The following is a 22,708-nucleotide window of genomic DNA, read 5'->3' on the forward strand; positions in this document are numbered from 1 at the left end:
CAAATATTTGCGTATTGAGGGGAAGCCTAATTAATTATTATTCTTTTTATGGGATTGTCGTTCAGTTATCGCTAACTCATAAATAGTGAGCATTTGGACGGCACAAGTTTTCCAAGTGAATTTCTTAATTTGTTGATACCCATTTTCAATCAGCTTGTTTCTAAGTTTGTCGTTTGAACTTAGCTGATTTATGGCCTCGACTAACGAAGAAGTAGTTGTTCCATCACAATATAGCGCGGCATCTCCCGCGGCCTCCATTAAAGAACTATTTGAGGCAGTAATTACCGGAATGCCATATGACATAGCTTCCAGTAATACAAGACCAAACCCTTCATATTTACTGGGGTAAACAAACATATCGGCATGTTTGTAAAGTAAATGCCTTCGCTCATCAGAAATATAGCCCGTTAACGTCACTCTATCTTGTATTTTTAAGTCGCTGATTAACTTGTTCACAGCTGCTATAGAATCTCCTGGAGCTCCTGCCAAAATCAAATCATGGGGGATATTATCCTTAACCTTTGCAAAGGATTGAACAATATATTCAACATTTTTTCTTGGCTGTATTGTTCCGACGTACAAAATATAAGGCTTCACAGGTGTTTCCTGTTCAGTTTCGTTTTCGAGTATAATTGCTGGTTCAAATCCCTGATAAACAACTTTAACTTTATCAGTTGGAGCGCCTTCTTTGATACAGTCATCAGCCGTTGACTGAGACACTGTAATTATCTTGTCTGCTATGTCCATAGCTTTATTTGTCCAGTTTTTAAGTACACGATCTAAACCTTCACCATGCACTTCCATGTAGTAATATGCGAGATCATGAATAGTGACTACTTTTGCCGTATTACCACTCAAAGGAATAAAATGATTTGGACCATGGAATACATCTATTTTATCTTTCCAAATATTAAGAGGTAAGTAATATTTCCACCAAAGCGTAGGATGCTCTGCTATCCACTTATTCGGAAAACGCAAAGGCCGAAGTGTAACCTGTGGGACTTCGTTCAACCAATTTAATGTTTCTTTCTCAAATAAGTCTATTTGATAATAAAGGTAATACTCGTGAAGAGAATTTTCATTTACTAGCGCTTCAACCAATCCAATAATGTGTCGGCTGATCCCTGTCTTTGACGAAACTTTGACTGCTTCAATGTAGATCCCAATCTTTAAATTCACTATATTCTTCTGTTATAAATTGAATAAATCAATATTGGTGCATTTAGAGATATTTATTTTAGAGATTAAGTTTTAATTTAACAGCATTATTTTTGCCGTTTTATATAATTTGAATTTACATGGAATGCGTTATACTGACATTTTTATGTACGCAGCAGTTTTTGTAACGATTAAATAATTGAGATCATCAAAAGTTAATAGGATGTAGTAATTTGTTGATATTAAAACGTATATTTTGGGGACTAATTTTTCTTGTAGGTACAATACTCTGTGTTATCAACCTATATGGCTTAACTCAAGACATACGAGTGAATAGTTTTGACAATGAATACTTAAGATTTAAGAACGATCAACCCGCTCCTTTTGAAACAATCAAGTCAGAAATTAGTAGAAAAGAAAATGAGTCTGAAACTGTATATGCACAAAGAGTTACGATTGTTGTGTCTAAGGGGCTATCCCATATAGAGTGGTTTGATTATCCAGAGACTCGATTTAACCAATTGATACCCGTTTGGGAAAACTATTTTTTATACTTTATGGGAAAGTATTCAGGTATACCTGAATACGAACGTTATCATTATGCCAATTACGAGCGAAGTTTGAGACGAGGAATTGGCATATGTGGCGATGCATCAATGACGCTTTCACTTATTTTAGATGAGCATAATATACAAAATGAAATACTAACCTTTCCTGGACACGTTGTTGTTTTAGCCAAATTTGACACAGGAGAGGAATATATACTTGATGCCGATTTTGGAGTAATTGTGCCAGTTCCAGCGGATGGTTTGTCAATAAATAGTGAAAACATTGCCAATTTATACGTCGATGCAGGCTACAAACCATATGACTTTATTTTCTTTAATAATATGTATAAACAGGACTACCTAAAATGGGATGGTGTAAAACATTTTATTACCAATAAATACTACTTTGAAATGATCTCTTACTGGTTAAAGTGGCCATTACCAATCTTTATGATTCTTTTTTCATTGTGGGCATTACGACAAAATAAAAACAAATCACTCACTTAAACTTTAATTTATATATCCCATATGGAGAGGATTAAGATTATGTTCAACGGAAGAATTGCGAAATAATTATATGCGGATTTTACTCGTACTCATTACTTTAATTGCCTATGGGTCTTTATACCCTTTTGAATTTATTTCCCCTTTAGATTTTTCAGAACGTTTAGAAAAATTGCTAAACTTTAACTTATTTTCTAGTGGCATTATGGATGCTATTGCAAACACGCTACTGTTTATTCCATTAGGCATAGCTGCATCGCATTTATACAAACCACATTCAACAAAATCTATAATAATCATCCTATTAACCTCGGCATTTTACGCATACTTTATCCAAGTGTTACAGCTGTGGTCAGTATCAAGGATCCCATTTGGGGGAGATGCTGTATGGAACTTGATCGGTACAATAATCGGGCTAACATTTTACCAAAAGTTTAGCCGGTATATTCTCATCCATACTAACTTTGAGAAAAGTGGCGCACTTACAGTACTTGTTTTACTTTATGCTATAAGTGATCTACAACCATTTATTCCTACCATCGATATTGGATTAATAAAAACCAACGTAAAAGCGGTTGTCGAGTTATCAAGCTTTAATTCAATTTTAGTAATAAAAAACACATTATTTTATCTCGTTTTATTACACCTACTAAAATATATAGTCCCAAAAACATACCCTAGCTTTACATATCATTTATTAGTTCCATTACTGATAAGCATGCACATGTTCATTATGGATAGTGGAATAGATATTAATGTAGTTATTGGCGGAGTATGCGCTTGGTTAATTTACAACTTGAGTAAGTTCACACTTAGTACAGAAAAACTAGCAAACCTTATTCTGCTATTAATCGTTTTCAACGCGTTAAATATGATGGAGTATAGAAGTTATGTTTCTTTTAACTGGATCCCATTTAAACCGGCGCTTGGTAATAATACTTTAATCAACATCCTAGCTATTTTAGAGAAAAGTATTTTTTATTTTTTATTTTTTTATCTCTCTTTAAAATCAACAAGATCAAATTGGAAGAGTATTGGTAAGCTTTCGGTTATTGTTTTTGCTTTAGAAATATTGCAAACAAACATAAAAGGAACAACACCAGATATTACCGAAAACATAGTTTTATTATGTATAGCTTGGTTAGTATTAAAATTGAAAGTACTCATTAAAACTGATCCATACGTTTCACATGACAGACTCCTATCTAAAAGAATATGGGGGTTAATTACCCATCAAAAATTTAGACTCTTATTTTCATGCTGGTTTATCGCAGTTTGTAGCCAAGCCGCATTTATGAGTTTGCCTCAACTGCCATACAATATAGCCGAGCTGTATAACAATGATGGAACAGTTTTTGAGTATTCAGCTTTCTTTGCAGCCGCCCTAGTATTAACAACAAGTATTACTTGGATTGCAGACCAACATAGGAAGGCAGAGATATCTAACTTTGCAATACCTATCTATTCAGCTTATGCGAGTGCAGCGACATTCCTATTGTTAAAATTAGCAGTTACCAATGAAAGCCTCTCTGACGTAATTGGCTCTTCAAATATAACTTATCAATTGACTCAACTGCGTATTCTTGGTGACTTCGGCTATATGTTAGTTACTTGGATTGGGCAAGAGGAGTTTCAAAACACGGCAAGAATTATCGAGCCATACATTCGGTTTACAGCCTTAACTGGTCCTTTCATTTATATGCTTGTTTTATTGAAAGCACATATAAAAATTAAAACTAATAACGATGACTTTCAGCCAAGTGTGCTAGTGCTAGTCAAAAGTTTTATTGTGATTCTTCCATGGTTTTTGTTGTGTAAAATAATAAGCTTTGATTTTTCTTCGACTGATAATCTTAACGAACTTATTGCAAGAGAGGGGGAATTTGGTTTAGGTGGTGGCGGCTATTTATATGCATTACTGTTACTTATATCAACGGTAATATCTTTGAAGGTTTATGCGTTTAATAAAAAACAAAGGAAATTTTATACTTTAACTCTTTTCGTTTTTATTCTTTCCATACCTGTAAGTTGGATTTTTCTCAATCATGGGTTGGTAGATTCATTTGTAAAATACGGCAATACATTTTCTGGGGTTGATTTTTTAATTGGAGGCAGTCGTTCAAATCTTTTGTCCGAATTTAATTTGCTAATCAGATGGTCAATGGCTTATTTAATTTTAACCACTGGTCTAAGTGTATTATTTATCATCGCAGAGCGATTGTTACCAGAATCAAATAAATCACCTAATATTCAGGTACATCAAGATATAAATATTCCTCCTACCAAACAGTCACCAACTTCCAAAACACCTATTCCGCAACTTAAGTTTCCCATAATAATTAGTTTAGCCATTGGTTCAACTCTCTTGATAGGATTGATATACCTTTATTACTCATCTGTAGTCTTAGATAAAGAATTAGATTGGGCTGAAAACGATGTAAATATTATTTTTGACCACCATGCTCATACTACAGGTTCAGATGGAAAGTTATCAGTAAAAGAATTGGTAAAAATGGCAGTGGAGCATGGTTGCGATGCTATCTCTATTACTGATCATACAGATTCGAAGCGCTCGTTAGACGTCAAACCTCTTGATGAGATAAAGTCGGTAAGGCTTGCTTACCCAAATACGCTAATTTTAAGCGGAGCTGAACTAAATCCGCCTTCATATTCCGGGAGAGAGCACGTGAATGTGCTCTTTACACCTGATAATGAAGACAAGGCTTATATTGAATTAAGAAAGAAGCTGAGTAAGAAGCGTAAGAAGCTAACTGATGAACAGTTATTTGAAGCAATTTCTGATATTCGAACCGAATCAAAAGATATAGTTGCTATCTATAATCATCCTTCTAGAAAAGATTTCAACTTAAACGAAAACAAAGAAGACTATCGTAAATGGAATAGTAGCAACTTATTCATTGGATTCAGTGGTGCTCCAGGTCATCAAAATGCTAAGAATATTGGAAGTTATAATAATAACTTCAAAACAATTGATAGATGGGATCCAGTTGTAGCTGAAATTGGAGGCACCCTAGATCAATTATTAGAAGAAGGGGAAAATGTTTATGGTGCAATAGCATCCTCAGACTTTCATAATGAAAAGTTAGATTTCCCACCCTGTGCCTTTTCTAGGATACATGTATCTGCACCCGATAAATCATATTCTGGCCTAATGAGCGCCCTGAAAAATGGTACATTTTGGGCCAGTCAGGGTAACTTTTTAGCTGAATTTAAATTAATAGTTGAAGTTTCTGAAAATAACATCCAGCTATCTCCCGGGGAAAGTTCGGCTGTAGATAAAGGTAGTATTGCGCTGGTATCTGCATCAATTTCTAAAAATACTGACTTTCAACACAAAGAGGTAGACATCGAATTAATTACCAATTGTGTCACAGGAAAGGTTCAGCAATTAAAACCTTTGAAGATACCAGCTTATCAAAATGAAACCACAGCTTTAGTACCTATTTATCACTCAGGAAAGGATAACAAAAGCTGCTTTTTGAGAAGTAGAGCAAGATTGATATCAGATCAATCAGAAGACAGATTTATGGCTTATACCAATCATATTAGATTATTTCCTAAATAAGGATATGAAAAGTGCAAATTAAGATTCAATAAAAATCCAACACTATGTAACTTTAGAAATGAAAGAATATTTACTATTTAAAAACACGCTTAATTATCGGCTCAGATTTTTTTAAAATATAATCAAAACAATATATTTTAGAACGAAAAATATACATCAAACAAATTTGAGTTAATAGATATATACTTGAAAACATAAAGCAAGCTAACAAAAAATTAGATACTTCCCCAGTCAAATTAGGGAAATAGCGACTTATAGCCCCTGTAAAAGCTACAGAAAAAATAGACACAAAAATTGGTAATGTAATCTCACGCAGTGCAGAAAGACTGAGTAATCTCCAAATTATATAAATGTAAAAAATAACGGAAAGAATTACATCTGTTCCCATCTTATATTCAGCTAATTGGTATACATCTCTAAAATCAACTAACGTAAACATTAAGCCTTGTGTTAAAACACAAAGTATCGAATAAAATAGTAAAAGTCGTGTTGCATCTTTTAGCATGACGATTTGACTCAATATGCTATTCATAGTGGATAACAGTACCAACGCGGAAAACGTGCCAAGTAGAGCAGCATATTCAATCCACTTCTCCCCAAGTACAATTTTGACAATCGCAATGTCGTATTTACTGATCAAATACATAATTGGAGCAGCAATTGCCGACAAGCAATAAAATGCTACTTGTAATTGCTTAATAAAATAGCTGGGATTATTTTTGAATTGTGAAAACTGTGTGAGTGTTGTCGATATTATTGGCTGAATAAAAACAGTTGCTGGGATATTGGCATAATATCTCATCGAGTTGTATGCGCCCATTGTAGCCTTATCAAAAATATTACTCACATATAATGCATCTATTTGGCTACGAAAAAAGTTGATAAGAGATTGCGGCATTATCCATCGAGAAAAGATCCACTGTTCCTTTGCATTCTTAAGAGTGAAACGCGGCTTCAAAGGAGCAATTATATAACTAGCTATAGTACCACTAAGAGTAACCAAAAACTGACCTATAACTAAAGCCCAATATGTTTCATAAATAACCGCCACAAAAATTGTAATACCAGTCGTAACAAAGCGTGAAATTATCTGCCAACGAGTAATAGCCCCAAGATCTTGGTTTTTATGTTTATAAATAATACCTGGACTAGCTGACGTAGAGATAAATATCTGCAGTGAAAATACTAATAATATAGGAATAAGTCGTTGTTCTTCATAAAAATCGGCAATAAATATAGACGCAATAGCTAATCCAACACCAACCGTATTTTTTATAATAAACTGTAAAGTCCAATTTGAAAGGACAAGCACATCGTCGATTTCTTCTCGACTTAATAGGTAAGCTCGTCCTCCAATGTTGGTGACAACATCCACAAAATTTAGAAAAATAAGGGCGATAGCCACTAAACCAAAATCTTCAGGTGTTAACACTCTAGCCAGAATAATCAAACTGACTATTCCAATCATTCTCCTGATAAATTGGTTTAGAACATTGAGAGAACTAGCAATTATCCCATGTTTAATGGTCAGCAAATTAACATCCTGATTGAAGTGAAACACAACTATGGTAAGCTCTAAAAACCAATTCGTTAACAGCAACTGAACAAAACATTGGTGATTAGGCTTATAACTTTTGGAGCCAGTGGCTAACTATAAATTTTTAACCAATTGGATAGATCTAAACCTGTTTCCAATTCTAATTTTTTAATATCCTCGACAACAATTTTTCTAGTATCTTTAGATATTTCAGCATGATAGTTAGAGTTATTTCTAGTATCAGACCAATTCAACAGCTTTTTCTTCGCAAACATATAAAGGCTAGTAGTTTTAATATAACGCACTAAAGGCGCGGCCTTAGTTGTTAATAATTTCTTTTGTAATTTTGGAAGGTTAATTACCGACTGCATTGTACTCATAGAAGAAATGTTCTTTTTAGTATTAATGATGCTTGGTTTAAAGGTCCCATCAATAGATAGAAATCGACAAACATCTTGATAAAAACTGTTAGCATCTTTCTCAATATCATCGAATAAACACACCAAGACATTCTCTTTTGGAAACAAGCTATATACGTCTTTAATTTGTTTTGAATACAAACTTTTCTTCAAAAATGAAGGCTCTTTAGCCAGCAAATCATTAAAACCAATGTCCCTAAATTGACCATGTGATTTATATAGTTGCGTTGCGGAATACGCTCGTTCTATTGGCTCTCTTAGAATAACGATTAATTTTATTTGTTTAGATAAGTTTGCAATCCTTTCTAAAGCTTGGAAATTAGACATGTAGTCTGGAGTAAACTCTCCTGTTCTATGTTTTTCACTTCCATTTGAGAACTGATTGCAATACCACTCCACCCCCTTTGTATAATTATTGTCAAAAAAATGCATTTCTTTTCGAGGCATAAAAATTTCAGGGTGTTCCTTTAGGCAGGAATAAAGCCAACTGGTACCTGCTCGTTGAGCACCTATTCCGACAAAAAAAGGAGGGGAGATATTTTCATTCATTTGAGTTGCTCGTTGGAGGGGTTATTTTCATTTACATTAATATAGGGGTAACAATTGTAGTAGAAGGCTTTTAAGCATATCTATCAACTTTAAAACCACTTTTTAATCAAATACTTGCAAAATAGTTTAACATTTAATAATAAAAGCGAAAAAGTTATTTTATATTTACTACTACTGTCAATATAACTTAAAACCTTGTCATTGCTTATGTAAACTGGATGGAATAGTTTTCTACCATTTTCTTGATTTACATTCCAAGCAATAATTGCAGGCTCTACTCCTTGGCCAACAGCTATTAAATTTCTTTTTTGACATGGTATAAATTTAGCGTGCCGCTCAGCATACCAAAAAGGCGTGGCTTGCTCATTTTCAATAATTTCGATAGACATTGCAGCCAATATGCTAGGGATTTTGTATTCCAAAAAAGCGTCAAATGGATAGTTATTTTTTTCATAATAAGCGAAAAATTTTCGAGGCAATATCACCACAATAAATAAACATGCTAAAAGCGGCCCTGTATAATTAAAGGTATCTGACAAATAGGACTTTAGTTGTTGGTTTTTCTTCGTATCATACCAAGGCCAAAATGCCTTCAGGGGCTCCAAATTACGACAGCCAGATAATATAGCTTGATTTTGAGTTAAAGTCCTTGTTAACGTTTCAAGTGGGCTAAAAATCAACATATCCCATTGTAAAATAAACACTGAATCAAATGATATTTTATGGCCTTGTTGCCTATACCAGTCAATCAACATTTCATCACCATGCTCCCACTTCCACCTTTTATTTTCAGGCTTGTCAAAGTGATAAAAGTCATTTACCAAACCTTTAGTGCAATCTCGAGCCATTTCCAGATCTGTTAACTCTCCACCGTACAATCCATATATTTCGACGTCGGGGTTGAATTTCTTAAAAAATAAAAGCCTGTCTCGGCATATATTAAACTCTTTATAAAACCAAAAAAGAACAACTGTTTTATGAATACGGGAAGTCAAATTAAATCACCTTTCTTCTTGAATTAAATTATGGCTTATACTTTGTATGCTTTCTTATTTGTTCTAATCCAGCCTAAAAAAGATGTAATACGAGCAATTTGTTCCCCTAAGATATCTTTGATTGTAGCTTGTTTAGCAGAAGGAGAGTATTCATCTACAACACCAAAATCATTTAACAACTCATGAGTAACAGGCAATCCCATATCCCCGCCATTTTTTCCAGAATGATTTTCACCTGTATTTAATATCCAACATATAGACTTAAACGGCAGAGCCTTAAATCGAATATCATATTTCAAAAAATAACCAAACTGAAACCTGTGATTTCCCAATATGTTAAGCAATTCAAACTCAGCTATTGCATCTATAATATCTGGTTGATTTAGTTTATTAGAAAGTTGCTTATCCAATCCTAACATCTGCATTAATATTGAATAACTATAGATAAAACTTGTGCCACAATAACGGCACAACCCATACTTTCTGATATAAGTTTTATTGGAATAGTTTAAAAGGTAGCCTGAATCAGCAAACCAAAAGTGTTCCTGCTTATTAGACATCACATATTCAACGATGTGGCTATTCACCCAATCATCAGAATCAATAATAAAAACCTGTGTAGGTGAAAATTGTTTTGCAAATATAAGCCCTGAAGCTAACTTAGTACCTTTGTCCAATTGCATATTATACAAAGTCTGCTCATTTGCTTTCTCTTTACCAGGAGGAGGAAAATCGACAACATGAAAATGCACCTTATCCGAAAGTATATCTATTTGGGGAATTTCATTGCAGACAATTACCAACTTAAATTCGAACTGAGTTTGTTGCTGAAGAACAGATTCAATAGTGTGTTTTAAAAGCTTTAAGATAGTATCAAAATTATTCGCATTTCCAGGGTGCCTAATCGTGGTTAAAAATAAAAACATAGCCTAAAACTTACCTTGTCTGTAGAGTATTGAAATATGCAACATTGATTCTGAATTTGTAAATAGGAATAGTACCACATTCAAATAAAATTCATTTTTTGCTTTTTTCAAAAATATAGAACCTTTTAACGATACGATATATAAAAATATTTATATTTAGTATTTATCGCCATTCATAACTCTTTTAATTCGATTAACACCTTTTAAAACTTTATCTAAAGGTCGAGCAGCTACCTTTTCCAATGTGTTAGGTTTGCAGCCTTGAGAGACAATTTCATACTCGTTGTTAATTAAATAAGTTCTTATTAACTCATTGCCTTCCAGTAATTTAATCTCACGTTTAGAAAGTACACTCTTCCATGCATCGATTCGACTGAAATCACCTTTTCCACTGTTAACTAATTTATGTTGCTTACGAGTATAATTAGGTAAAATAAATTTTGCATTTGGATCGCCCGTAAAAGCGCCCAATTTGGGCTTTAACTTTTCTATTATTGGTGCTGAATCGACTACTAAATCATCAAATTTAATATCAAAAACGTTAATACCAGCGGGCTTTGCTTGCCAAGCAATTTCTGATTTCCCCCAAGACTCTATAAATGTCAGGACATTATTCGGCCCCCAATTTACAAACTTCAATGATGCAAACACGGCTCGAGGATCTCTTATTAAATGTAGCTGTATAGAATCCGGAAAAAACTTCTGAATATGTGTTTGATTAATCATATTTTCTGGCGTGTGATCAACAGTTACATTAGCCTTAACCTTCTCAATCGAAACCTGATTATAACAAGCCATAATATTTTCATAAAAAGACAAAAAATTGTCTACATGCAGACTATCAGGTAACTCCGGCTCTATCTCCCACACACGAAATTTAAAATGTTGCTTTAAAATAGACTCTAAGAGATGTTTTTCGATGATTTTTTTATTTTGTATTTCACGATACAAAGAAAATAAAAAGTGACTTTCCGGCGATGAGTATATCCCCAACTCCTTAACTAAGACTTTTGCTAAATATGTAGTTCCAGACCTTGGATAAGCTGCAACAAAAAGGTTCATGATTGATAACTCGTTTTTAGATTAATAAAGAGAATTTTTGTAAAAAAAGCATATCCTTAGGTTAAAGCTAACTAAATTTTTGGATTGCGGTTTGTGTTAAGGCTTTCCAATCAAGGCTACGTATAACATGAGCTCTACCTTTTCTCCCCATATCCAACATTTTTTCTTTATCAGACATCAACTCAATAACACTGTTAGCGATATTCTGTGGGCGTGTGGCATCTATTACCAGCCCAGACTCACCAACCAACATCGTTTCTTTAGTTCCACCCGAGTCACCTGCAATCACAGGCTTACCGCAGGATTGAGCCTCAACTAAGACCATACCAAAGCCTTCAATATCTTGTCCTATTGTTCGATTAGGCAGAATAAATAAGTCGCACTGTTGATAACAAGCAATCATATCTTGATCAGAAATTTCAGACAAAAACTGAACATGTGGTTGCAAGCCAAGCTCATCAACTAACTTCACTAATTCTTCTTTTTGCTCCCCTCCACCCACTATGGCATATAAAAAGTTAGGAATTTTTTTAATAATTTCAGGCACAGCTTTAATCATCATATCTTGGCCTTTACGAGCTTGTAGACGGCCCACCGTTAATGCCACTTGCTTGCCTGTCCACCCAAGTGATGCTAAAACCGATTCGTCTTTAGCTTTAGGGACAAACTGATTGCTGTCAACACCAGGGTGCAACACTTTTGTTTTAGCTTCTGCTTCAGGGCCAAACTTAGCCACAATCTTGGCGCTATTTTGACTATTACAAATAACCTTTTTGGCCCTTTTTATTACCTGTCCACAAATAAAATACTGCTCACGACTACTTTGAGCAGTTTCCAAATCTTCACCATGTACATAACATATGTAAGGTATGCCGGTGAATATATTTAACAACCAAGCCACCACACCTTCAGGTAAAACTCGACCACAGTGCAACTCGGTAATATTATTCTTTTTAATAATTTTTCGAACACATAATGCGGTTCTGAAATAGAACTTAAGGCCTATTCGGCTAACAAATCCCCATTCTGAGGAGGTTAAGTTTTCCCTCTGAATATTAATGGATGCGTTAGCATCAAATTGCACAGCTGAAGAGTCTTCTCCTGCTAATATCTGATACTTACCTTCGGGTAATCGAGAATACAACTCCCAAAACCAACGACCACTGCCCCCTGCCTTAGGTGGAAAGTTTTCAGTAATTAATAGTGTCTTCAATTTACTTCCAATAATATTAGTACGTCATCAATCAGTTTCTATCTGATGAATAAAAAGCTTGCACTCTATTTCATTAATGAAACAAGGATACATCAATGTTTTAACTGATTATATCAAAATAAAATATGCCTATTTAAATTCACTAGACTTAGTATCTGGCATTAATCGGTTAAACCATCATGAGTTGTTCTAGTGGAGATTTATAAACAACTACCTGGGTTAACAAACCATTCCACTCAGTCCAAGGCGCACAATACATTAATTAAGCTTTTCAAGGCTATTTAAAAGAACTAAGTTTCAAATCCGACATGGACCGAGCAGATAATTATTTAATTATTACTGAGACTAACAATCTCTCTAGAAGCTAAAAATGGAACACACCATAAAACCTAAAACTCACCAGAATAATATGAGGTGAAACCAATAAAGCTACCTATAAATAGATAGTTGAGCATTGCATCAACCACAAGAGCTTTTCAAGTCACACTTCCAGAAGTAGTCATTTGAGAAGTTATAGTTAAAGCTTAATTTACAGCAATCTTAATAGCGTAGATAAAAATGAAATAGGTGCGACATATCATGTTAGAACATTTAACAATGCTCAGCTATATTATTAAAAAGTATAGTTTAATCCTGCGGATAGACGGTTGTCCGATAAATCTCTATCCAAAGATTCTGATTTTCTATCCAAGGCTCTAACTGTTAAATCCAACTTCATTTTTTGAGTTAAATTTCGAGTATAGGATACTTGAAGTGTTTTAATTGTATCATCCTTGATGGATTCTGCTGTAGACCTTCTAGAAAGACCTGAGGATACGCTAATGTCTGATTTTCTACCTAGCTGATACGATATATTCAAACTAACCTTTCTGTTGGCAAGCTCTCTGTCAGACTCTAAATATTCCGTTTTGCCATAAGATGAAGCTATAGAAATTTTAACCTTTCGCTTTTGGTAACCTAAACTAAAACTGCCTGCTTTTCTTAGAAAAACCTCTTCTGAAATATTCGTCTCAAATAAATTTACCGGTAGAAAAACCTCACCTGCTTGCAATTCATAATCGGTAGAATCTGCCTGAAAACAATCAGCCAATTCTGTTGAACCAAGAGAACAAACAAATAAACTAGGAATGACATCAGTATTTAAGAGGCCATAGGAGGTTACACTCTCATTATAATCCATGCTGACGCTAAAATGCTTTAATCGTTGGTTTAAACTAAATTTATATGAGTTACCATAAAATTGTTTACCTATATCCAAGGAAATAGCCGTTCTAGTTGAAAAAGCCCATCCAGCATTTAAACCAATAAACTGAGTTTTCTGATCGAACTGCTCTAGCTGGTTGTAGGTCAATCTAATATTTCTACCAGCACTTGGCATCCATTCAAAACCAGCTCCATAACTATTTGTATCTAGACCAATTCTCGTGGAAGTGCTCGTTTCCCTATCAATGTCATACTCACTAATATTACCAGTAATTACAAAATCAGTTTTGTCTCCTATAGATAGCCCTATCAAACCATTTATGTTGTTGGAAGTAAAATCGTTGAAGAGACTTCTTTCTGACCTGCGACTTTGACCTGATATATTAAATCTATAACCTCTGGCATTGCGCCCTTGAAATAGGTTTACTGAAGAAGAAATGTTTTTAGTATCAAGACCAGAAAATGAGTCTAACGATTCATCAGTCTTTACTTCAGAGTATTGAGTTTGCATACTCAGTCCAATATATTTAGGGTTAGGGATATTAAACCTAAAGTTCGCTCCATTTCGTCTGTATTTAGTTAGCTCACCAGGAGCCAAAATTTTATCCCCTATTCCTTCTTGTATTTGACTAATCACTCTGTAACTTTGATTACCTTGAATACCAATATACATTGCATTTTCAATCAAAGTGAGTTGGCTATTGTATTCTAAGTCGGTAAAGCTTTTATCAGCCCCTTCTCTATCATCCTTTTGCTCAACAAAAGTGTGTTCGGCTAAAATTGAACCCTTAAGTCCCTTGCTGGTGTAAACTGTTGATAGTTGAGGTTTAATCACTAGAGCCTGGTTACTCGTGTAATCGGTTTCATCATTTATTTTGGTTTCATATAAAATAGCAGTTGAACTTACATTTGAATTGAGTTGCAAGTCACCTGCAAACAAAGAACAAGACCCCCCAAGAAGCAGGAGATTGATTAATATACTAATTAATTTTTTAGATTGTCTTGTTCTAGTTACCACTAGTTTCCTCCTGAATAATAGTAGCCGTACCCAGCGCCATCAGAATTAACTTTTTCTGATTTATTTACCACAAAGCCTATAGCCATATCTGGGTTTAATTGTTGAACAGCTTTATCAACATCGACTAACTTAGTTTTATACTCTTCTGTAACAACTAAAGCTTGGCCGGCTAGGTTAGCCAAAATAGCGGTTTCATTTATTCCTAGTAGTGGCGGGGTATCTACAATGACTACTCGGTCAGGGTATCTATTAGCAAATTCTTCCACCGCCTGAAACATTTTCTCACTAGCTAAAAGCTCTGTAGATAAATGATGTGACTTACCTGCAGGAATAATTCTAAGATTATCTAAATTAGTTGTATTGATCACTTCAGCTAAGCTTTCTTTTTCACCTAATAAAAACTCAATTAACCCTTCTTTGTTTTTTAATTCCAATGTTCTCATAACATTTGGGCGCAATACATCAGCATCTACCAAAAGCACAGTTTTATCTTTTTCTAGAGCTATACTTAATGCCAAATTAATTGCCGTAAAAGTTTTTCCTTCACCAGGCTTAGAGCTGGTAACCATAATAATGTTACTATTATTTAGTGATTTAGAAAGAGGACCAAAGGCGTTATCCAAAAGTTTGCGTTTAATTGCTCGATACTCTTCATTGATCAATTTACGCTGTGTATCTGTGGAAACAAAACCTTTTTCATTCAAAATTCCAAGGTCAATATGTATATCTGTTTTTGAATTTTGGCTTCCCTCACGTGCACTAGCTTTAGAGCCCAAATGCACATTTGCTTGGGCTTTTTCTATCGAGGACTCTGACTCAAGGGTGTTTTCCATTTCGGGCTTTACGACTTTATTTTCAGCCAAGGAACTTTCATTTTTCTTTTGCAGTGCTTTTTCTATAGAGTTCATGAGAAAATCCTCCCGTGTATATCTAATTGCATTATTTCTGCGGCAATAAGCATCCCGTACAATCCAACAATGAGGAAAGTTGAAGTCAAAAAGATTAATAAATGTTTTCTAGTTGTTTTCTTAATTTGCTCTTTGTTCAAATGACTAACAGTACCCAGAACAGGGTAGTTAGTAAGCAAAGTTAATTGACTTGCTCTAATTAAAACCGGATTTAGCTGACTAATTAAAAAGGCAATACCGATACCAGCAGCAAATCCCAAAGCAAGCACTATAGTATAACTTAACATACGATTGGGACCTGACGCATTCTGAGGTACTAGTGGCGGTTCTATCACTTTAAATTGTACATTTTCGTTAGATACATCAGCTTTTTGGGCCAAATCAGATTGCTCTTTACGTGTTAGTAACTCTTCATATTTTCTCTTGGTTATCGAGTAATCCCTATTAAGAGCAGTTCTTTCAGCTTCAACCTGAGGCACAAGGTCAATTTTTTGTTTTAAAAACTCAATTTTTCCAGAATAATCAGCAGCGCGAACTTTCATCGATGCAATTTGACTTTCTAGACGGCTTATTTCAAGTTTGAGCTCGCTTGCTATGGAACCAACTTGATCATTTCCTTGCTTACCACCATCACCTGATAAATATTCGTCAATTTCTTCTTGCCTAGCATTCTTCAAAGAATCTAAAAGATTTGTTGCCTCAATTACATCTGGATGTAATTCAGTATATTTCAACATCAACTCATCTAAATTTTCTTCTAGGTTTTTGATTCTAGTGTCATATCGTGTAGTTAGTGGAGATTGAGTATTTGAAGGCCTTACTGAAAATCCATCTACGGAGTTATTCTGCCCATTAATTTGACTTTTTAAACTAGAAATTTGTTGTTCTGTTTCTTTAATTGAGAGCAGAACCTGTTCGAGCTGAACTTCTAAAGAGTTATAATTTTCATAAAAGGAACCTTGATTGGGTAGTAAATCTGAATACTTCCTTTTAAAATTTGCAACTCTTTGTTCTGCCGCAGATAATCTATTTTCGTATTCATCAATTTGTTCATCGATAAATTGACTTGCTGAATCAGAATCTTTCCTACTGTTACCCTTGGTTCCTTCAACAAATAAGTCCAACGTTTCTTGAACAACTGTTCTGGCCATTTCAGGGCTTTGATGACTAAAAGAAATGGTATATAAGTTGTCTCTACCTGCTCGATTAAGTTTAATGCTTCGAGATAATGAGTTAATTAAATTTTCGTATGATGCAGGTGTACTCGCGGTTATATCAAGATCCGATTCTCTAGCGATAATTTCAATGTTCGGCCGACTTAACAATGTTTTTTCCATCATAGCAATTTCTTGCCTTGGATCAGTTTGTATGGCTAATCCTCGCAACAATGGCTGCAATACAGACCGAGTATCAACATATACTTTAGCTGACGACTGATAAACATCTGGTAGTGAAGCCACATATATAAATCCAATGGGACAGATTAACCATGTACTAACCATGATATAGCGTTTTTTTACCCAAACTCCTTTAATGTAACTTAAAATGAGTTCGAATGTCTTTTGAAGATCCTGCATTTAATTATCCGTTTAAATTTAACTACTAAAACCAAGCTTCAGGAATAATGACGATATCGCCAGGTAACATATCTACGTTTTCTTTAATGTCACCTTCTTTGATAAGGTCATCAATTTTTAGTCCATAAGTTTTCTGAACGCCGTTAACCATTCGAACTAATTTGGCATTATTTCCGGCTGCAAACTCTGTTAACCCACCGACTTGAATCATCAAATCAAGTAATGTCATTGTTTCAGTGTAGTTAATTCCACTAGGATTAGTTGCTTCACCTATAACCCGTACTTGTTCACTTAATGGCCCTCTAAAGCCACCAACACTTACTGTTACTCTTGGGTTGTTAATGTATTTAGACAGCTCTTCTTCAATTTGCCTAGCTAGGTTAGTAGGAGTTTTACCCGATACATCTAAATCTTCTACTAAAGATGTTGTTACTTTCCCGTCAGGACGAACAACAAATGAGCCGGAGATATCTGGATTACGCCAAACAAAGATTGATAAACTATCTCCAGGTCCAATCAAATATTCATAGTTATCTACAGAGGTTGTGTTAGATGTGTAGGTAGTCGCACTTGGTAATTTACTTGAATTACTCGAGCAACCTACAGTTGATAAAAATATAAAAAATATCAAATTTGACAATGCTATTTTGTTAGTCTTCATGTAAATTACCGTCCCATATGTTTGAATTCACAGGCGTTCAATGTAACAAGTTTTCGACTTGCTACACAACAAGAATATGATTATTAAACTGAAAAAAATGAATAGGTTATATGAATAAACTTTATATTAGTCTACTAGCTACAAGTTATTTGGTTTGTATTTGTTGGAGATTTAAATGAGCTTTGGTAGCAAAAAAGAGATCCGCCGTTCGAATATTTTGATGGCACTCGAAATAATGATCGTGGCTTATATAGGATATTTGTCTTCTGTTTTAGTTAAGCATTTCTTTAGCACTTCGTTTGTAGAGGTAGCTTTATCTGACTTTATTACACAAGTCTCTCTGTTCACGGCCTTGGTGATTGTCGCAGCTTTGTCGGTAGGCTTGTATGAGTCAAAATTACGTGAAACATATAGAGGTATAATAAGACGAATATTTGTCAGTGTGGCTATTGGATATTTCGTAGTAGAAGTATTAACTAGCAGTATTTTAACTGGAATTCAAATAAGTCAATATTACCTTCCTATCTACGCAGCTCTGACCATAGTTGCTTTGTCAATTTTTAGATATTTTATTAATCGCCTTGGTATCTTAGGTTTAGGACAATCAAAAATTATTGTTATTGGGGCCGGTGAAAGGGCATCAATTATTGAAAAACGCATGAGACGTGAAGTGGACCGTTTTGGCTTTGAACTTTTAGGGTTTGTGCCAATCCCTGGAGATAATAGAGAAGAGGGTATTCAAAACGAAAGATTAATTCATGTAAAAATTGATGAGAACTTTAGAAATTTTATTACTGATAATGATATCGATGAAGTCGTTATAGCCTGTGATCAGAGACGAGGAACTCTGCCCGTTGAAATCCTTTTTGATTGCAGGTTACGTGGTGTGGGAGTAACTGACTTATTAGATTTTATGGAAAGAGAAACTGGCCAAATCGTGGTAAATTTAATGTATCCAAGTTGGGTTATTTATTCTAATGGATTTAGTTCACAAAATCACCTTAGGGATGCTTTAGACTATTCGATTAATTGTGTTTTAGCTTCTTTAGTTCTACTCCTCACTTGGCCTGTAATGTTAATTACCGCCGCAATTATTTTCTTCGAAGATATAAAAGTAAAAGGTGCCTCTGTTTTTTACAAACAAGAACGAGTTGGTCTAAACGGAAAATTATTTAAGATTATTAAGTTTAGGAGTATGAAATTGGATGCCGAAAAAGACGGCGCTAAATGGGCAACAACCAATGACACACGTGTAACTAAAGTCGGAAACTTTATACGTAAATATCGAATAGACGAACTTCCGCAGTTATTAAATGTATTTAGAGGAGAAATGTCTTTTATTGGACCTCGACCAGAAAGGCCTCAGTTTGTAGAGCAATTAATAAGAGATATTCCATATTACAATCAAAGACATAATGTAAAGCCAGGATTAGCCGGTTGGGCTCAGCTCAACTATCCATATGGAGCAAGTGTTGAAGATTCAATGGAAAAGCTAAAATTTGATTTATATTATGTAAAACACCAAAGTTTAATGTTAGATATTTTGATTTTAATACGTACAGTCGAAGTAGTGTTATTTGGTAAAGGGCGTTAATTTTGAACACAAATACACTAAATGCAATGACTGTAGATGTAGAAGATTTCTTCCACGTTTCGGCATTTGAATCAGTTATCTCACCCGATAACTGGCAGCAATTTAAACCTAGAGTAGATATAAACACCAGGCGATTGCTAGACCTATTTGCATCTCACAATGTTAAATCAACCTTTTTTGTATTGGGATGGGTGGCCGAACGGTATCCAGATTTAATAAAAGAAATACACCAACAAGGTCACGAAATAGCAAGTCACGGATATGCCCACCAACGGGCAACTAAACAAACACCAGAAGTGTTTAAACAAGATGTTCTTCGCTCTCTAAATCACTTGGAAGATTTATTAGGTGAAAAGATCTTAGGGTACCGCGCACCTAGTTTTTCAATCGGATACACCAACGAATGGGCTTTTGAAATATTGGCTGAATTAGGTTTTAAATATAGTTCAAGTACCTATCCTGTTAAACATGACCTTTACGGCACACCAGATTGGCCTCGGTTCGCCTATCAAAGAAAAGAAGGGATAACAGAAATACCCATTCCAACTCATAGAGTATTGGGCCGACAAACCCCTATTGGTGGTGGCGGCTATTTTAGGTTGTACCCTTATGCCTTAACCAAATTTTTAGTAAAGAGTTACTTAAAAAAAGAACAGCAACCTTATTCATTTTATTTTCACCCTTGGGAAATAGATGAAAATCAACCCAAGGTAGCTGGAGCATCTGCTAAGTCAAACTTTAGACATTACATTAACCTAGATAAAACCTATGGGAAGTTAGACAAGTTACTAGATGACTTTTCATGGGACACAATGCGGAACGTATACAATATTACTGTAGATTAAGGATTAATAAGTGGAAATAGCAGGAAAGCCCCATATTTTTCAAATTCGGAAGTTTATACTCGCAAGCACCGCCCTACTAGGACTGTGGTTGTTAGTTTTTTGGCAAGGAATTAGTACTGCTATAGTTATTTGGATTGGCAATGACATTTTCAATCACTGCCTACTGGTCATTCCCGGCTCTCTTTACTTAATTTATTGTCAACGCTTCAATTTAAATCCATCGCTGCTAAAACCCAATTACTGGTTATTACCTTTTGTTATTGGAACACTAATAGTTTATGCAGTGGGTATTGCCGGTGACGTTCAATTGTTCATGCACGTAGCTGCGTTTGTAATGTTTCCATTACTAATTTGGATGTTTATTGGAAATAAACTTGCTTACCAAATTATATTTCCTCTAAGTTTTATATTATTTTCCATTCCATTTGGTGAAGAGTTCGTTCCATTATTACAAGAAATTACAGCCGATTGGTCGGTAGCTTTATTACACCTTACAGGTATTCCTATATTCAGAAGCGGCCTATACATAGAAATCCCCCAAGGCAGATTTTTAGTTGCTGAAGCCTGCTCTGGCATTAGTTTCTTTATCGCTTCGGTAGTTATAGGTTCTTTATATGCTTACTTAAATATTAAAAGTTGGCAGAGAAAGCTAGTTTTTGTCTGCATTTCAATTGCTTTTCCAATATTGGCTAATGCAATCCGTGTTTACGGAATTATTTTAACTGGATATCTAACAGATATGGAGCATGCGGTTGGTGCTGATCATTTAATTTACGGCTGGATATTCTTTTCTTTGGTCATCATTTGTTTATTAGCAATTGGAGAATTAATTAGAGAAAAAGGTAAATTACACACTGATGAAAATACAGTACTAGAAAGCTCGCAAATCATTAATTCAAGATCGATGTACAAAGCTGTGATAGTTACTTTTTTAACCTTTAGTGTTTTTTATATTTGGTTCTACACCATCCAAAGTCAACTCAAGTTATCACCTGATCCAAACCTTTTATCAATTGACCATTCACTGTTATCAACAAAAAATCCACCAGAATTAAAGACTGATTGGTCACCAAATTTTAAGCAACCGTTTTCTACCTACCAAGGAACATTAATAATAAATAACGAAAGACCCGATGTATTTATTGCTTGGTATCCCAGCGGTAGCGGAGAGTTAATTACGTCTTTAAATCGCCTTTATCATGAGAAAAGTTGGACATTAGAAAAGCAACATGGGGTTACATTAGCAGACAAAGGAAAACTCACGATAAGTACAATTATAAATCCACAGAGTAGAAGGTTGTTGGCCTATTGGTACGTAATTGATGGGAAAATAGTTTTTGATAAACGTATTGCTAAATTATTTGAAACTTGGAATGTTTTATTGGGTAAACATAAAGGTAGCGGGCTCATAGCTATTTCTATGCCCACTAAAAATGAAAATTTAACTGAAGATAATGCTTTATTTCAAAATACAGTTTTAGAAAACCTAAGTCCTCTATCTAAAAGTTTTATCTTCAATTAGACATGACAGACATTATTTTCAAAACTCGCAAATTTAATTGGTTAAACAATTGTATGTTGGGCCTAATGCAAAAGTTTGACTGGCCTGGAAAACATCGATTTTATCTATGGTTATGTAAAAATCACCCGAATAGATTAATTGCCCATAGAATAAACAAGCAAACATTTTGGGTACCCATTGATGAATGGTGTTTTTGGTTAGAAAAAGGCCCAGATAACTATTATTTAAATGAATTTTTACCCTTTTTTGATGCCATTAATAAAGTTAATAAACCTATTACTTTCTTCGACTTAGGAGCTGATATAGGAACGGTTAGCGCCCTAGCCAATAAGTATTGTAAAAATGTGTCTTTATTTTGTGCGTTTGAGCCTAACCCTAAGTCTTTTAAACTACTGAATGAAAATTTGAGCAACATATCGGCAAACACAATTTGTCAAAATATGGCTGTTTCTGACATTAATGGCCAAGTTTTTTTCAACGCATCAGAAAATCGCAGTATTGATCATGAAGGCTGTATAGATAAAAGTAAAAGTGGAAGTACTAAAGTTGTCACTCTCGATACATGGATAGCAGAGAATAATATTACTGCAACAGAATATTTAGCATTAAAAATAGATGTTGAAGGGCAAGAACAACAAACTATCTTGGGAGCTAAGAAATTAATAAAACAAGCCAAAACGCTGGCGATTTTATTAGAAATCCACCCTGAGGTGTTGGCAGCAACCACCACCACTCCTGAACAATTATTTGAAACTTTAGAGACGATCCGTAATGTTAAGTGGTTAGTACCCGCTTTAGGCAACTGTCAAATAAATAGAAGCGTGGATTTCTTCAAGCAATTTCCTAAAAAGCAGTACGATGTTATTGCTATCTTAGACTAGGA

The 22,708-nt window shown here is 34.6% G+C and carries 17 protein-coding genes; 6 read left to right on the forward strand and 11 right to left on the reverse strand.

All coding sequences use genetic code 11. The features are described 5' to 3' along the window. Positions 1-30: 30 nt before the first annotated feature. Positions 31-1,179 carry a glycosyltransferase family 4 protein gene (locus L0668_RS20875; protein WP_235311287.1) on the reverse strand — a complete coding sequence of 383 codons (1,149 nt, stop codon included), beginning with the start codon at positions 1,177-1,179 and terminating at the stop codon, positions 31-33. A 308-nt stretch (positions 1,180-1,487) separates the two neighbouring features. On the opposite strand from L0668_RS20875, the gene L0668_RS06525 reads away from it, so the two are divergent. Next, positions 1,488-2,213 carry a hypothetical protein gene (locus tag L0668_RS06525; RefSeq protein ID WP_235311288.1) on the forward strand — a complete coding sequence of 242 codons (726 nt, stop codon included), beginning with the start codon at positions 1,488-1,490 and terminating at the stop codon, positions 2,211-2,213. Between the two features lie 70 nt (positions 2,214-2,283). Further along, positions 2,284-5,796 carry a VanZ family protein gene (locus tag L0668_RS06530; RefSeq protein WP_235311289.1) on the forward strand — a complete coding sequence of 1,171 codons (3,513 nt, stop codon included), beginning with the start codon at positions 2,284-2,286 and terminating at the stop codon, positions 5,794-5,796. A gap of 73 nt (positions 5,797-5,869) precedes the next feature. Here L0668_RS06530 and L0668_RS06535 read toward each other — a convergent pair whose 3' ends face one another. The 10 genes from L0668_RS06535 to L0668_RS06580 form a co-directional block, all read right to left on the reverse strand. Continuing rightward, positions 5,870-7,330: an oligosaccharide flippase family protein gene (locus L0668_RS06535; RefSeq protein WP_235311290.1), complete on the reverse strand. Its 1,461-nt coding sequence runs from the start codon at positions 7,328-7,330 to the stop codon at positions 5,870-5,872. Positions 7,331-7,443: 113 nt separating this feature from the next. Continuing rightward, positions 7,444-8,301, reverse strand: a complete 858-nt coding sequence (locus L0668_RS06540) for a sulfotransferase domain-containing protein (protein WP_235311291.1) — start codon at positions 8,299-8,301, stop codon at positions 7,444-7,446. Between the two features lie 89 nt (positions 8,302-8,390). Beyond that, positions 8,391-8,984, reverse strand: a complete 594-nt coding sequence (locus L0668_RS06545) for a hypothetical protein (protein ID WP_235311292.1) — start codon at positions 8,982-8,984, stop codon at positions 8,391-8,393. Between the two features lie 347 nt (positions 8,985-9,331). Next, positions 9,332-10,222: a hypothetical protein gene (locus tag L0668_RS06550; protein ID WP_235311293.1), complete on the reverse strand. Its 891-nt coding sequence runs from the start codon at positions 10,220-10,222 to the stop codon at positions 9,332-9,334. A 156-nt stretch (positions 10,223-10,378) separates the two neighbouring features. After that, on the reverse strand, positions 10,379-11,284 hold the full coding sequence (locus L0668_RS06555) for a sulfotransferase (RefSeq protein ID WP_235311294.1): 906 nt from the start codon (positions 11,282-11,284) through the stop codon (positions 10,379-10,381). Positions 11,285-11,351: 67 nt separating this feature from the next. After that, the gene (locus L0668_RS06560; RefSeq protein ID WP_235311295.1) at positions 11,352-12,497 is read right to left on the reverse strand and encodes a glycosyltransferase family 4 protein; all 1,146 of its coding nucleotides are present in this window, start codon (positions 12,495-12,497) and stop codon (positions 11,352-11,354) included. Between the two features lie 613 nt (positions 12,498-13,110). Beyond that, positions 13,111-14,718, reverse strand: a complete 1,608-nt coding sequence (locus tag L0668_RS06565; protein WP_235311296.1) for a TIGR03016 family PEP-CTERM system-associated outer membrane protein — start codon at positions 14,716-14,718, stop codon at positions 13,111-13,113. Then, complete coding sequence (locus tag L0668_RS06570) at positions 14,718-15,626, reverse strand: XrtA-associated tyrosine autokinase (RefSeq protein WP_235311297.1); 909 nt, start codon at positions 15,624-15,626, stop codon at positions 14,718-14,720. The genes L0668_RS06565 and L0668_RS06570 overlap by 1 nt, the downstream gene beginning before the upstream one ends. Continuing rightward, the gene (locus L0668_RS06575) at positions 15,623-17,203 is read right to left on the reverse strand and encodes an XrtA system polysaccharide chain length determinant (RefSeq protein ID WP_235311298.1); all 1,581 of its coding nucleotides are present in this window, start codon (positions 17,201-17,203) and stop codon (positions 15,623-15,625) included. The genes L0668_RS06570 and L0668_RS06575 overlap by 4 nt, the downstream gene beginning before the upstream one ends. A 25-nt stretch (positions 17,204-17,228) precedes the next feature. Beyond that, positions 17,229-17,864, reverse strand: coding sequence for an XrtA/PEP-CTERM system exopolysaccharide export protein (locus L0668_RS06580; protein ID WP_235311299.1), 636 nt, complete (start codon positions 17,862-17,864; stop codon positions 17,229-17,231). A gap of 175 nt (positions 17,865-18,039) precedes the next feature. Here L0668_RS06580 and L0668_RS06585 point away from each other — a divergent pair, with 175 nt between their 5' ends. The 4 genes from L0668_RS06585 (at position 18,040) to L0668_RS06600 (ending at position 22,706) form a co-directional block, all read left to right on the forward strand. Continuing rightward, positions 18,040-19,458: a TIGR03013 family XrtA/PEP-CTERM system glycosyltransferase gene (locus tag L0668_RS06585; RefSeq protein ID WP_235311300.1), complete on the forward strand. Its 1,419-nt coding sequence runs from the start codon at positions 18,040-18,042 to the stop codon at positions 19,456-19,458. A 26-nt stretch (positions 19,459-19,484) separates the two neighbouring features. Further along, positions 19,485-20,303, forward strand: coding sequence for an XrtA system polysaccharide deacetylase (locus L0668_RS06590; RefSeq protein WP_370659889.1), 819 nt, complete (start codon positions 19,485-19,487; stop codon positions 20,301-20,303). Between the two features lie 10 nt (positions 20,304-20,313). Next, positions 20,314-21,825: an exosortase A gene (gene xrtA, locus L0668_RS06595; RefSeq protein ID WP_235311302.1), complete on the forward strand. Its 1,512-nt coding sequence runs from the start codon at positions 20,314-20,316 to the stop codon at positions 21,823-21,825. Between the two features lie 65 nt (positions 21,826-21,890). Beyond that, positions 21,891-22,706 carry an FkbM family methyltransferase gene (locus L0668_RS06600; RefSeq protein WP_235311303.1) on the forward strand — a complete coding sequence of 272 codons (816 nt, stop codon included), beginning with the start codon at positions 21,891-21,893 and terminating at the stop codon, positions 22,704-22,706. Positions 22,707-22,708 lie beyond the last annotated feature (2 nt).

Source organism: Paraglaciecola algarum (assembly GCF_021532655.1).
In the GTDB taxonomy this organism is placed as follows: domain Bacteria; phylum Pseudomonadota; class Gammaproteobacteria; order Enterobacterales; family Alteromonadaceae; genus Paraglaciecola; species Paraglaciecola algarum.

Coding starts and splice junctions, on each gene's coding strand:
- L0668_RS06530 (WP_235311289.1), top strand. CDS start 2,284: ATGCGGATTTTACTCGTACTCATTACTTTAATTGCCTATGGGTCTTTA.
- L0668_RS06540 (WP_235311291.1), bottom strand. CDS start 8,301: ATGAATGAAAATATCTCCCCTCCTTTTTTTGTCGGAATAGGTGCTCAA.
- L0668_RS06545 (WP_235311292.1), bottom strand. CDS start 8,984: ATGTTGATTTTTAGCCCACTTGAAACGTTAACAAGGACTTTAACTCAA.
- L0668_RS06550 (WP_235311293.1), bottom strand. CDS start 10,222: ATGTTTTTATTTTTAACCACGATTAGGCACCCTGGAAATGCGAATAAT.
- L0668_RS06555 (WP_235311294.1), bottom strand. CDS start 11,284: ATGAACCTTTTTGTTGCAGCTTATCCAAGGTCTGGAACTACATATTTA.
- L0668_RS06570 (WP_235311297.1), bottom strand. CDS start 15,626: ATGAACTCTATAGAAAAAGCACTGCAAAAGAAAAATGAAAGTTCCTTG.
- L0668_RS06575 (WP_235311298.1), bottom strand. CDS start 17,203: ATGCAGGATCTTCAAAAGACATTCGAACTCATTTTAAGTTACATTAAA.
- L0668_RS06580 (WP_235311299.1), bottom strand. CDS start 17,864: ATGAAGACTAACAAAATAGCATTGTCAAATTTGATATTTTTTATATTT.
- L0668_RS06585 (WP_235311300.1), top strand. CDS start 18,040: ATGAGCTTTGGTAGCAAAAAAGAGATCCGCCGTTCGAATATTTTGATG.
- L0668_RS06590 (WP_370659889.1), top strand. CDS start 19,485: ATGACTGTAGATGTAGAAGATTTCTTCCACGTTTCGGCATTTGAATCA.
- L0668_RS06600 (WP_235311303.1), top strand. CDS start 21,891: ATGCAAAAGTTTGACTGGCCTGGAAAACATCGATTTTATCTATGGTTA.